Here is a 12,413-nt window from a genome sequence, read left to right on the forward strand (position 1 = left end):
TGTAATATGTATTCGGTTGCTTTGACCGATGTAGGCAGAAAAAGACTTGTAAATCAGGATACGGTATATATAAGTGATACGCCGGTAGGGGTATTGCCGAATTTATATATTGTGGCTGACGGAATGGGAGGAGAAAAGGCCGGAGACTATGCGTCAAAGTCTTTGATAGGCTATATGCTTACATATATTGAACATACAATAAAAATGCCGGTGACGGCAATACAAGGAGCCATAGAATATGCAAATGCAAATCTGTTTGCGGAGGGGAGTAAAAATCCCAATCTGTCGGGAATGGGAACAACCGTTGTGGCGGCAAGCATTATAGATAATACTTTGCATGTATTCAATGTAGGCGATTCCAGATGCTATGTACTTGATGAGAACAGTATTTCACAGATAACAAAGGATCATTCCCTTGTGGAAATGCTTGTTTCAAAAGGTGAAATAACAAGAGAGAGTGCTGAATATAAAGAGAATAAGAGTAAGATAACCAGAGCTGTAGGTGCGGAAGAAAGGGTACTGATAGACAGCTTTGAGGTGGATCTTGCCGGCAATGAGTATGTATTATTGTGTTCGGACGGACTTACAAATATGGTGGATGACAGGAAGATTTTCAATATAATATCTTCAAGTGCCGGTGTAAAGTCAAGTGCAAAAAGACTAGTAGAGGAGGCAAATCTATCAGGCGGAAGTGACAATATATCAATTTTGCTTATAGATATAAATGAGGGGTAGTATTATGAATCTTGAATCAGTTGTTTTGCAAGGAAGATATGAAATTATAGAAAAAATAGGCTCGGGAGGCATGTCAAATGTATTCAGAGCCAAGGATTTAAAGCTTGGCAGAGCTGTAGCAATAAAAGTTTTAAAGGAAGAATTTTGCTCGGATGCCGAGTTCGTAGAAAAGTTTAAAAGAGAAGCTCAGGCGGCTGCAGGACTTTTAGGAGAGAATATTGTTAATATCTACGATGTTGTGGATGAGGGCAAGTATCATTTTATAGTTATGGAGCTTGTAGACGGTATCACTCTGAAAGAATATATAAAAATAAAGGGTAAGCTGGATATCACAGAGGGTGTAAGTATTGCCATACAGGTGGCAAAGGCCTTAAAACTGGCACATACACAGCATATAGTGCATAGAGATATAAAGCCGCAAAATATACTTATAACCGATGAGAGTAAGATAAAAGTTGCGGATTTCGGTATAGCAAGAGCGGTATCCGAACAGACATTGAATGCAAACGCTATAGGTTCCGTGCATTATATTTCGCCGGAACAGGCCAGAGGCGGAAGATGCGATGCAAGGAGTGATATCTATTCTTTGGGTATCACAATGTATGAGATGTTTACAGGAAGAGTCCCGTTTACAGGAGATTCCACTGTTTCAATAGCTCTGGCACATCTTGAGCAGGCTATAACACCTCCGCATATATATAATAATCAGATATCCGCAAATCTGGAAAGAGTTATATTAAAATGTACAAAGAAGGATCCGGCAAACAGATATCAAAATATCACTGAAGTTTTGGATGATTTGGAAAATGTATTGCTAAATCCGGATGAGCCGTATGCACTTACAGGAGCTACAAAGGTAATAAAGTCTGAGGATACTGCAGTTTTAAATCAGGTAGAGCCTATAGATGATATGGAAGATGAAGAATATGACGATGATGAAGTTGATAATGATGACGATGATTATGATGAGGAAGATGAAAAGATGGACAGAATCATGTCCATTGTCGGAGTCATTGTAGCTGTAATCATAGTTATACTTTTAGTATTCTTTGTCGGAAGATTTACCGGAGTATTCGGAGGTAAAAAGAGTGATACTTCTCAAAGTACGCTTGACTCCACACAGACTGTAATGCCTGATGTAGTGGGACTTTCAGAGAAGATGGCCGACAAGAAGCTTTCAGACAACAATCTTCAGATGCAGGTAAAATCAAGTGAATATTCAGATACTGTAGAAAAGGGAAATGTTATTTCACAGGATCCTAAGGCCGATGAGGTGGTTTCAAAGTATTCAAAGGTAAGTGTCGTAATAAGTCTCGGTTCCGATACGGTGGATATAACAAAGCTCGGTATTGCAGGAAAGACTAAGGAGGCGGCTGAAGCTCTTTTAAAGGAAAACGGTTTTTCAGTAGAATCAAAAGAGGAGAATTCAGATACTATTGAAAAGGGAAAGGTAATATCCTACAGCCCGACAAAGCCTAAAAACGGTGACAGAATTACTCTGATTGTCAGTAGCGGTAAGAAGGTTACAAAGGTTATTGTGCCTAATATTATAAATATGAGTGAAGCGGATGCAAAAGCTTTACTTGAGAGCAACGGACTTGTTCTTGGAACAAGAGCTGAACAAAACAGCCAAAGTATAGCGGCCGGAATTATAGCCGGACAGTCGATAGCGGCAGGCTCAAGTGTGGACAGCGGTACAAGTATCGACTATGCTGTAAGTACAGGTGTGGCCGAGTCAAGCGAATCACAGAGTGAGAGTTCAGAGCAGGCACAGACTACAAAGGCCACGGTTACGCCTGCAACCACAGCCGCAAGCTACAGATATGTGGCATCAATAGATACGAATTACTCATTGCAGGATGTTATAGGACCGAGTTCGGGATTTACAAGTGTAAAGGTCATGATAAGACTTAAGCAGACTGTAAACGGAAGTGATGTATATTCCACATTGATGGAAGCAAGAACAGTTACAGGTGATACCATACTTCCGGTAAGATTTCGAACAATTGTAGGAGCCAACGGTGTAGACCAGGGACAGGTGGAAATCGTAAACGTAGACAGTGGTGAGGTAATGAAATCATATACAGTGGAGTTCTTTAGAGTTGAGTAAAGAAGATATGAGCAAAATTTATTTTGCAAAGATAATAAAGGGTATTGCAGGTTTTTATTATTGTATAATCCTTGATGAAGGAGAGAGAAAAGGTCAGATTTTTGAATGCAAGGCAAAGGGCATTTTCAGAAAATTAGGAGTAAAGCCTTTGGTAGGTGACAATGTAGACTTTGAAATCACTGATACAAAAGATTTTGAAGGGAATATTGTGAAGATACATAAAAGAAAAAATGCCCTGATAAGACCTGCAGTAGCCAATATAGATAAAGTTGTGCTTGTTTTGGCGGTGGAATCACCTTCGCCTGCATTTTACTATTTGGATAAATATCTGATAAATATGTCAAATGCCGGTATAAAGGTGGAGATATGCTGGAACAAGACTGATCTTAACATGGATAAAGCCTTAAAATATGCAAAAATATATACTGATGCGGGATTTAAAAATATTATAGCTTCAACCTTTGAAGAAAACGGACTTGAAGATTTAAAAGAAGCTCTTAAAGGAGAGGTAAGTGTACTTGCCGGAGCATCGGGAGTGGGAAAGTCCTCTATAACAAATATACTTGCACCGAAAGCAAATATGGATACAAATACCGTCAGCAGAAAAATAGAAAGAGGAAGGCATACTACAAGACACTCAGAGCTTTTCATGATTGACAGTGATACCTTTGTATTTGATACTCCGGGATTTACAAGTGTGGAGTCACCTGCATTTGATAAAGAGGAGCTGAGGTTTCACTTTCATGAGTTTGAAGAATATGAGGGTAAATGCAGATTCGCAGGTTGTATGCATATAAATGAGCCGGATTGTGCCGTAAAGCAGGCTTTAGAAGAAAACCTGATAGGTGAATCAAGGTATCAAAGCTATAAAAAAATGTATGAAGAGCTTTCTGAAAGGAGAAAGTATTGAAAAAGAATATTGCACCATCACTACTTGCAGCTGACTTCTTTGATTTATCATCACAGATGAAGCTTTTAAAAGAGGGGAATATAGAAGTATTACATCTGGATGTAATGGACGGAATGTTTGTACCGAGTATTTCATTCGGAATGCCTGTTATAAGTTCATTAAGAAAGTCGGTAGATTTTTTCTTTGATGTACATATGATGGTAGAAAATCCCGAGAGATATATTGAAGATTTTTATAATAGCGGAGCCGACGGTATAACTATACATTTTGAGGCTTGCAAGCATATAGACAGAACTATATCACAAATAAAGTCACTGGGGCTTAGAAGCGGTATATCCATAAATCCGGCAACCCCTGTTTCACTCCTGGAAAATATCGTTTCCGAAGTAGATATGGTACTTATAATGAGTGTAAATCCGGGATTCGGGGGTCAAAAATTTATTCCCTACAGTTTGGATAAGATAAGAGAACTCTCAAAAATGAGAGAAAAGAAAAATCCTAAACTTTTGATACAGGTGGACGGAGGAGTAGGTGTAGATAATATAAAAGCTCTTTCAGATGCAGGAGTCGATGAGTTTGTGGCAGGTTCTTCAGTGTTTAAAGGTGATATTTTAAAGAATATAAAAGCTTTAAATGATGCACTTGGAGAGGTATAGATATTGTAAATGAATGCAATAATTGTTACAGGCGGAGATATAGATATATCATTATTGGAAAATTATATAGCCGAAAATAAAGAAGATGTTATTATCAGTGTGGATGCGGCAATTACAAAGCTTGAAAAAATAAATGTAATCCCCCATATAATGGTCGGAGATTTTGATACACTCTCTGATTGGGAGAGGCTGAAAAAATATTCAGACCTTTCTGTTGAGATAGTAAAGCATGACCCTATAAAGGATTTTTCAGACAGCGAACTTGCTGTTGACAGGGCTGTAAAAGACGGTATAAAAAACATAGCAGTTTTCGGGGCTCTCGGAAAAAGGTTTGATCATGCTTTTGCCAATATTTTGATACTACAAAAGTATAAAAAACTTGGAGCGAATATAACCATATATGACAGGTATAATAAAATATATGTCAAATCAAATCATTTCACATTGGAAAGAGAGAAACTTTGGGGAAAATACATAAGCTTTTTTTCACTTGAAGGAAAAAACTTTATGGAGAAACTTGAGGGAGTTAAGTATCCCATAAAAAACAGAATAATTGACAATATAGCTACGCCAAGTCTTTATATAAGTAATGAGATTAAAGATGATAAGCTGGAAGCCGCTTTTAGCGGAGACTTATTGGTGGTTGAGAGCAGAGATTAGATAATAAAAGCAGATTTTCATTTTGAAAGTCTGTTTTTTATTATACTTTTTAATATGATATAGTATAATAAATACAGAGAGCAAATGCCTACAGGAGAATACTATGTTTACCGAGATGATAAAGAGTGAATTTAAGCAATTAATGGGACCGTTAAAATATACATTGTTATCAATAGCTATAATTACAGTAATCATTTGCTTTATTACGCATCTTATATTTTTAATTACAGGAGTAAAGAGCACCGGAGCAATTGTACTATGGTATTTTATCACCGGTGTTATTAATATGTTTTTGCAGTTTCCATACCCTTTCGTAGCATTATGTCTGTATATACTGGGAGGAGATATTTTTTACAAAAATATGTATTCTGCAAATACTGTATCTGCAAATAAACTTATTTTAAGTAAATTTATTCCTATGGCAATATTTCAGATATCGGTAAGAGTTGCACTGCTTGTAGCGACAGAAAGAATAATGGGTGGACTCGATGCAATAAGATATGGCTATGGATATGGAATTTCTTTTGGTGATATAGTGGGTTATTCTGAGATTGCTTTTATGGATATTTATGATGTAAGTTACGGAACATGGGGGATTGCATTTGAGATTTTTATGGCCAAACTTGTCGCAATTTTTGCGACTACATTGCTTTTGTGGTTATGTGTCTCTATAGAAAAACTATTTAAAAAAACAGGAGGTGTGATTGCGTTAATTCTTTTTCCGGCTATATGTTTTTTGCTTTTTGCCGAGCCGTTTACAGAATCTTTGATTATGAGTGTAATTCGCAGTTACCCGAAAGAACTGACGTATGTTAGATTAAGAGAAATCACCTGTTATGTACGAACAACGGCATCAATATTAAAAAATACTGTATTGATAATAATATATTACATTCTAAGCTATATTATTGTCAAAATAGGACTGAAAAGAAAGAAGGAACAAGGTAATACGGCCAAATAATTAATGTAAATCATTATTAATAAAAAGTTCATTTACAAATATTAAAAATTTGGTTATTCTTATAGTGTATTAAAGAGGCAGTACAATAAACGGAAGGGGAGTATATGGAATGGAAGGTGAAATCCGACAGAGCCGTGTATTTGCAGATTATTGATTATATAAGAATGCAGATATTTTCAGGTGAGATAGGATGTGGAGATAAGCTTTTAAGCGTAAGAGAGCTTTCAAATGTATTGAATGTAAATCCCAATACTGTCCAAAGGGCGTATGCGGAGCTTGAAAGAGAGGGGCTTGTAGATACTATAAGAAATACAGGCCGTGAAGTTACAACTAATTTAGAAATAATTAAGCAAAGCAAAGAAGAACTGGCAAAAGAATATACCACGGAATATTTTTTAAATATGGTCAATATGGGCTTTTCAAAAGAGGAAATACTTAATAATATACAGAAGATGGAGGAAAATAAAAATGCTTGATTTACTTAGTTTAAAGTCTGTCAGTAAAAAATATGGAATTAAACAGGCACTGAATAATATAAACCTGAATATACCGGCCGGAAAAATTGTTGGACTGTTCGGTCCGAAGGGTGGAGGAAGAACTACCTTAATGAAGATAATTACAGGTGTATTAAATCAGACTGAGGGCGTAGTGAGTATTGACGGAGTTGAACCGAATGAAATAACAAAATCCTATGTTGCGTATCTTCCGGATAAAATTTTTCTCGAGGAAAATATGACTATAAAAGATACAATATCTATGCATGCCGATTTTTATGAGGATTTCTCCAAAGACAGAGCCTACGAAATGTTTAATGATTTAAAGATTCCGGATAAATTCAAGATAAAAGCTTTGTCAAAAGAAAACAGAAGAAAGTTGCAAGCTATACTTATTATGAGTAGAAATGCGAAGCTCTATGTTTTGGACGAACCTTTTCTTGATACAGATAATAATGCAAGGGATTATATACTGAAAATAATTTTAAGCAACTATAACAGGAATGCTACTGTTTTGATATCTACAATTCTTACTCCGGAGGTGGAAAGGATAATTGATGAAGTTGTATTTATAAAAGACGGAGAAATCGTACTATATGATGCGGCGGAAAAGATAAGAAATGAAAAAGGTTGTTCTATAGACGAATATTTCAAGGAGGTATTTAATGTCTCGTAAATTGATAAAATATGAATTTAAGCAAATGAAATCTGCACTTTTACTCACTGCAATAGCGATTGCTGTTATTACTGTAATAATTTTCTGTATAGGAATACTTCCGATGTTGGTTTTCGGAATTAATGACTCGACTGCAGGTATATTATCGTTTTTTTTGGCAAATATATCTGTTCTTTTATACGCAGTTGTACTGATTGTTACAGGAATAGGTATGAATATATATATAGGAGTCAGGTTTTATAAAACCATGTATTCAGGTATAGGATATTTTACAAATACATTGCCTTTAAAGAAACATGAGATTATTTTGAGCAAGATAATACCTGCAGCAATAGCACAAACAATTGTAACGCTGATGGTTATCGTATCGGGAGGTATTATTTTCTGCGGTTTTATATTGGCAACAGACGGATTTGGAGATTTGATGCTTTATATAGCAAGGTTTAAAGGCGCAGTACTGGGTGATTTTACAATGTTAAACGGTATGGGAATTGTACTTGGAATAGTCTTTGGCTGTTTGTTTGCAATTATACAAACAGTTTCCAATACATTGCTTTTATTTTTAGCAGTTTCAATCGGGCAGCTGTTTAATTCAAATAAAATCCTGATGAGTGTAATAATATGTATAGTTATGAACAGAGTATTTAATGCTGTTGACGCAATAATAGAAGTGATAACAAAAGCATTTGTATACGGGCCTTTTATACATAGTCCAAGTATATATAGTGTTATTACAATGATTTTAATCAGTGCAAAGAATATAATAATAGCTGTAATTGCCTATTTAATAAGCTATCGCATACTCAGATACAAACTGAATTTGGAATAATAATTAAAATAAAAAAGGATAAAATATATTAAAACATTATAAGTGGTATGATTAAAACTATTCAAACTGGATATTTTAATCATACCACTATTTTTATATACTGATATCAGCCCAAAATGATGGAGGAAAGATCATGGAAAGAACAAAAGACAGTACGGTTTTTAAACTTGTAGCAACAGCACTTATGGCGGCATTATGTTATGTGAGCTTCACATATTTAAAGATACCGATTCCTACAATATCAGGCGATATGACGGCCTTACATATCGGAAACGCTTTTTGTGTTATTGCGGCGATATTGCTTGGAGGAGTATATGGCGGTATAGCGGGAAGCCTTGGAATGACCATAGCCGATATTTTAGATCCGGTATATATAACTTCAGCACCTAAAACATTTATATTAAAGCTTTGCATCGGACTTATCGCAGGCTTTGTGGCACATAAAATTGCTCATATTACAGAAAATCATGATACAAAGTACATTATGAAGTGGACTGCAATATCTTCAATCTGCGGACTTGGATTTAATGTTATATTCGATCCTATAGTGGGATATTTGTATAAGGTATATATTTTGGGAGTTCAGGCGGATGCCGCAAAGATCATGGCTACATGGGCGGCAGGTACAACTCTTATAAATGCAATAGTAAGTACCGTATTGATAGTAATACTTTATGCGGCACTTAGACCGGTGCTTATTAAGTCGGGATTATTCCTTAAAATAAAATAGCATACTCCGTTTTAGAGGATATTTCTATTTGCTCTCGGGTGAATAGAGATATCCTTTTTTTTCTAATATATTGCCACATCCTTTATAGTGGTATATAATACAACCGTGGTATCTGCCCGCTTTGTTTTATCGGTGGACAGAGGGATATTGTAGATTTTGAAAGCAAATGGAGGTGTACAATGGAGAAGTTGGAGCAACTGTATGAAGGAAAAGCCAAGAAAGTATTTAAGACTGCGGACCCTGATGTGCTCATAGTTTCTTATAAGGATGATGCCACAGCATTTAACGGAGAGAAAAAAGGAACAATAGTGGGAAAAGGTGCGATTAATAATCGTATGACAAATCATTTGTTTAAACTATTGGAAAAGAAGGGAGTTCCTACTCATTATATCGAAGAGCTTAACGACAGAGAGACTGCTGTAAAAGCTGTAAAGATAGTACCGCTTGAGGTAATAGTGAGAAATTACTCTGCAGGAAGCTTTGCCAAAAAGCTCGGTATGGAAGAGGGAATCAAGCTAAAAACTCCTACTTTGGAATTCTCCTATAAGGATGACGATCTTGGAGATCCTTTTATAAACGGTTATTATGCATTGGCGCTTGATCTTGCAACTCAGGATGAGATTGACAAGATTGCCTCATACGCTTTCAAAGTAAATGAAACACTGATTGATTATTTTGACGGACTTGGAATAGACCTGATAGATTTTAAAATAGAATTCGGCAGATATAAGGGAGATATAATTCTTGCTGATGAGATATCACCGGATACCTGCAGATTATGGGATAAACAAACCCATGAAAAACTGGATAAGGACAGATTCAGAAGAGATTTGGGCGGAGTGGAAGATGCCTACGCCGAAGTATTTAAAAGACTTGGTATACAATAGGAGGAAGGCTTGAAAGATAGATATATTAGTCCGCTTTCAGAAAGATATGCAAGTGCAAAGATGCAGTATATTTTTTCACAGGACAAAAAGTTTAAAACCTGGAGAAAACTTTGGATTGCTCTTGCAGAGACGGAGAAAGAGCTCGGCCTGAATATTACTGATGAACAGATAGAAGAACTAAAGAAATTTCAGGATGATATAAATTTTGATGTGGCAAAGGAAAGGGAAAAAGAAGTAAGACATGATGTTATGAGTCATGTATATGCTTACGGAGTACAATGTCCAAAGGCAAAGGGAATTATCCATCTTGGGGCAACCAGCTGTTATGTGGGTGATAATACTGATATTATCATAATGAAAGAAGCATTGGAGCTTGTAAAAGAAAAGCTTGTAAATGTAATCAATGAGCTTTCAAAGTTTGCTTTAAAATATAAGGATCTGCCTACTTTGGCATTTACTCATTTCCAACCGGCACAGCCTACCACGGTAGGAAAGAGGGCTACACTTTGGATAAATGAGCTTTTGCTTGATTATGAAGATGTAAATTATACTCTTGAGAATTTGAAACTTTTGGGCTGTAAGGGTACTACAGGTACTCAAGCCTCTTTTGTGGAGCTTTTTGACGGAGATGATGAGAAGATAAATAAAATAGATCCTATGATAGCAAATAAGATGGGATTTAAAGAATGTTATCCTGTTTCAGGGCAGACATACTCAAGAAAAGTGGATATCAAGGTATTAAATGTGCTTGCAGGTATTGCAGCTTCGGCACATAAGTTCTCAAATGATATCAGACTTTTGCAGCATTTAAAAGAGATTGAAGAGCCTTTTGAAAAGTCACAGATAGGTTCATCAGCTATGGCGTATAAGAGAAATCCGATGCGAAGCGAGAGGATTGCATCCTTGGCAAATTATGTAATGAGTGATGTTATGAATCCTATGATGGTGGCATCCACTCAGTGGTTTGAAAGGACACTTGACGATTCCGCAAATAAGAGACTTTCAATACCTGAAGGCTTTTTGAGCATAGACGGTATACTTGATTTATATTTGAATGTAGTGGACGGATTGGTAGTATATCCAAAAGTTATAGAAAAACATTTGATGTCAGAATTGCCTTTTATGGCTACAGAGAATATAATGATGGATGCAGTAAAAGCCGGTGGAGACAGACAGGAGCTGCATGAAAGAATCAGAGAGCTTTCAATGATTGCCGGAAGAAATGTAAAGGAACTTGGAGAAGAAAACAATTTGCTTGATTTGATTGCAAATGATCCTATGTTCAATCTTTCAAAAGAAGAATTGAAAGAGTCTATGAAGCCTGAAAAATATATCGGAAGAAGCAGTGTTCAGGTGGAAGATTTTATAAAAAGAATTATCAAGCCTATCTTAGATGAAAATAAAGATATTCTGGGATTGAAGGCTGATATAAATGTGTAAGGAGAATTAAATGGTAAGAGCTATTGTAGGCGCCAACTGGGGCGACGAAGGTAAGGGCAAAATCACGGATATGCTTGCGGCTAAGGCGGATATTATTATTCGTTTTCAGGGCGGCAGCAATGCAGGTCATACAATTATAAACAATTACGGTAAATTTGCTTTGCATCTGTTGCCGTCAGGAGTATTTTATGATCATACAACAAGCATTATAGGAAACGGTGTTGCACTTAATATTCCATATCTTGTTAAAGAGATAAATGAGTTGGTTGAAAAAGGTGTACCGAGACCTAAGATTTTGGTTTCGGACAGAGCACAACTTCTGATGCCATATCATATTTTGCAGGATACCTATGAGGAGGCAAGACTTGCCGGAAAGGCATATGGCTCTACCAAGTCGGGAATAGCTCCTTTTTATTCAGATAAGTTTGCAAAAATCGGAATACAGGTAAGCGAGCTTTTTGACGATGAAATATTGGAAGAAAAGGTTGAAAAAATCTGCACATTGAAAAATGTTATGTTCAAGCATCTTTACAATATGCCTGAGCTTGATAAGACAGAACTTATGAATACACTTCATGAGTACAGAGATATGGTTGAACCTTTTGTATGTGATGTGAGTGCATATCTTTACAAGGCTATAAAAGAAGGAAAGAATATTCTCCTTGAGGGTCAGCTCGGTTCATTAAAGGATCCGGATCACGGAATATATCCAATGGTTACATCATCTTCCACATTGGCTGCATACGGTGCTATAGGAGCAGGTATTGCTCCATATGAGATAAAGGAAATCACAACAGTGGTTAAGGCATACTCATCAGCGGTTGGAGCCGGAGAGTTTGTCAGCGAGATAGAGGATGAGGCTGCTGCAGATGAACTTAGAAGAAGAGGCGGAGACGGTGGTGAGTTCGGTGCTACCACAGGAAGACCTAGAAGAATGGGATGGTTTGATGCTGTAGCATCCAGATACGGTGTAAGAATTCAGGGTACTACAGAGGTCGCACTTACAGTACTTGATGTACTGGGATATCTAAAAGAGATTCCTGTATGTGTAGGCTATGATATAAATGGTGAGATAACCAAGGACTTCCCTACAACAAATAAATTAAAGATTGCAAAACCTGTATATGAATATCTTCCGGGATGGAATTGTGATATCAGAGGTATAAAGAAGTATGAGGAATTGCCTGAGAATTGTAGGAAGTATATTGAGTTTATAGAAAAAGAACTTGAAGTACCTGTAAAGTTGGTAAGCAATGGACCGGGTAGAGATGATATTATCTATAGATAGGACTTTTGCCTTGCCCCATATTAGTTTAAACTGATAT

The 12,413-nt window shown here is 36.4% G+C and carries 13 protein-coding genes; all 13 read left to right on the plus strand.

Going from position 1 to position 12,413, the window contains the following annotated elements; all coding sequences use genetic code 11:
* Positions 1-6: 6 nt before the first annotated feature.
* The 13 genes from HMPREF1135_RS00995 (at position 7) to HMPREF1135_RS01055 (ending at position 12,376) form a co-directional block, all read left to right on the plus strand.
* Positions 7-735, plus strand: coding sequence for a Stp1/IreP family PP2C-type Ser/Thr phosphatase (locus HMPREF1135_RS00995; protein WP_007591006.1), 729 nt, complete (start codon positions 7-9; stop codon positions 733-735).
* A gap of 4 nt (positions 736-739) precedes the next feature.
* Positions 740-2,845: a Stk1 family PASTA domain-containing Ser/Thr kinase gene (gene pknB, locus HMPREF1135_RS01000; protein WP_007591008.1), complete on the plus strand. Its 2,106-nt coding sequence runs from the start codon at positions 740-742 to the stop codon at positions 2,843-2,845.
* A 7-nt stretch (positions 2,846-2,852) separates the two neighbouring features.
* Positions 2,853-3,755, plus strand: a complete 903-nt coding sequence (rsgA, locus tag HMPREF1135_RS01005; protein WP_007591009.1) for a ribosome small subunit-dependent GTPase A — start codon at positions 2,853-2,855, stop codon at positions 3,753-3,755.
* Positions 3,752-4,411 (plus strand): ribulose-phosphate 3-epimerase, encoded by a 660-nt coding sequence (gene rpe, locus HMPREF1135_RS01010; protein ID WP_007591010.1) that lies wholly within the window; start codon positions 3,752-3,754, stop codon positions 4,409-4,411. The genes rsgA and rpe overlap by 4 nt, the downstream gene beginning before the upstream one ends.
* Positions 4,412-4,420: 9 nt before the next feature.
* Positions 4,421-5,071, plus strand: coding sequence for a thiamine diphosphokinase (locus HMPREF1135_RS01015; protein WP_007591011.1), 651 nt, complete (start codon positions 4,421-4,423; stop codon positions 5,069-5,071).
* A gap of 103 nt (positions 5,072-5,174) precedes the next feature.
* Positions 5,175-6,032 (plus strand): hypothetical protein, encoded by an 858-nt coding sequence (locus tag HMPREF1135_RS01020; RefSeq protein ID WP_007591012.1) that lies wholly within the window; start codon positions 5,175-5,177, stop codon positions 6,030-6,032.
* Between the two features lie 104 nt (positions 6,033-6,136).
* Positions 6,137-6,508: a GntR family transcriptional regulator gene (locus HMPREF1135_RS01025; protein WP_007591013.1), complete on the plus strand. Its 372-nt coding sequence runs from the start codon at positions 6,137-6,139 to the stop codon at positions 6,506-6,508.
* Positions 6,501-7,202, plus strand: a complete 702-nt coding sequence (locus HMPREF1135_RS01030) for an ATP-binding cassette domain-containing protein (RefSeq protein ID WP_007591015.1) — start codon at positions 6,501-6,503, stop codon at positions 7,200-7,202. Before HMPREF1135_RS01025 ends, HMPREF1135_RS01030 begins: the two co-directional genes overlap by 8 nt.
* On the plus strand, positions 7,192-8,031 hold the full coding sequence (locus tag HMPREF1135_RS01035) for a hypothetical protein (RefSeq protein WP_007591016.1): 840 nt from the start codon (positions 7,192-7,194) through the stop codon (positions 8,029-8,031). Before HMPREF1135_RS01030 ends, HMPREF1135_RS01035 begins: the two co-directional genes overlap by 11 nt.
* Positions 8,032-8,164: 133 nt before the next feature.
* Positions 8,165-8,761, plus strand: coding sequence for an ECF transporter S component (locus tag HMPREF1135_RS01040; RefSeq protein ID WP_007591025.1), 597 nt, complete (start codon positions 8,165-8,167; stop codon positions 8,759-8,761).
* A gap of 179 nt (positions 8,762-8,940) precedes the next feature.
* A complete protein-coding gene (purC, locus tag HMPREF1135_RS01045) occupies positions 8,941-9,648 on the plus strand; it encodes a phosphoribosylaminoimidazolesuccinocarboxamide synthase (RefSeq protein ID WP_007591028.1) in 708 nt (235 codons plus the stop codon).
* Positions 9,649-9,657: 9 nt separating this feature from the next.
* Positions 9,658-11,088 (plus strand): adenylosuccinate lyase, encoded by a 1,431-nt coding sequence (gene purB, locus HMPREF1135_RS01050; RefSeq protein ID WP_007591030.1) that lies wholly within the window; start codon positions 9,658-9,660, stop codon positions 11,086-11,088.
* Between the two features lie 10 nt (positions 11,089-11,098).
* Positions 11,099-12,376, plus strand: coding sequence for an adenylosuccinate synthase (locus HMPREF1135_RS01055; protein ID WP_007591032.1), 1,278 nt, complete (start codon positions 11,099-11,101; stop codon positions 12,374-12,376).
* Positions 12,377-12,413 lie beyond the last annotated feature (37 nt).

The organism is Lachnoanaerobaculum sp. OBRC5-5 (genome assembly GCF_000296385.1).
Lineage (GTDB): Bacteria > Bacillota > Clostridia > Lachnospirales > Lachnospiraceae > Lachnoanaerobaculum.

Bases quoted from the DNA above. Each gene is read 5' to 3' on its own strand.
- HMPREF1135_RS00995 (WP_007591006.1), top strand. From the start codon at position 7: ATGTATTCGGTTGCTTTGACCGATGTAGGCAGAAAAAGACTTGTAAAT.
- pknB (WP_007591008.1), top strand. From the start codon at position 740: ATGAATCTTGAATCAGTTGTTTTGCAAGGAAGATATGAAATTATAGAA.
- rsgA (WP_007591009.1), top strand. From the start codon at position 2,853: ATGAGCAAAATTTATTTTGCAAAGATAATAAAGGGTATTGCAGGTTTT.
- HMPREF1135_RS01015 (WP_007591011.1), top strand. From the start codon at position 4,421: ATGAATGCAATAATTGTTACAGGCGGAGATATAGATATATCATTATTG.
- HMPREF1135_RS01020 (WP_007591012.1), top strand. From the start codon at position 5,175: ATGTTTACCGAGATGATAAAGAGTGAATTTAAGCAATTAATGGGACCG.
- HMPREF1135_RS01025 (WP_007591013.1), top strand. From the start codon at position 6,137: ATGGAATGGAAGGTGAAATCCGACAGAGCCGTGTATTTGCAGATTATT.
- HMPREF1135_RS01030 (WP_007591015.1), top strand. From the start codon at position 6,501: ATGCTTGATTTACTTAGTTTAAAGTCTGTCAGTAAAAAATATGGAATT.
- HMPREF1135_RS01035 (WP_007591016.1), top strand. From the start codon at position 7,192: ATGTCTCGTAAATTGATAAAATATGAATTTAAGCAAATGAAATCTGCA.
- HMPREF1135_RS01040 (WP_007591025.1), top strand. From the start codon at position 8,165: ATGGAAAGAACAAAAGACAGTACGGTTTTTAAACTTGTAGCAACAGCA.
- purC (WP_007591028.1), top strand. From the start codon at position 8,941: ATGGAGAAGTTGGAGCAACTGTATGAAGGAAAAGCCAAGAAAGTATTT.
- HMPREF1135_RS01055 (WP_007591032.1), top strand. From the start codon at position 11,099: ATGGTAAGAGCTATTGTAGGCGCCAACTGGGGCGACGAAGGTAAGGGC.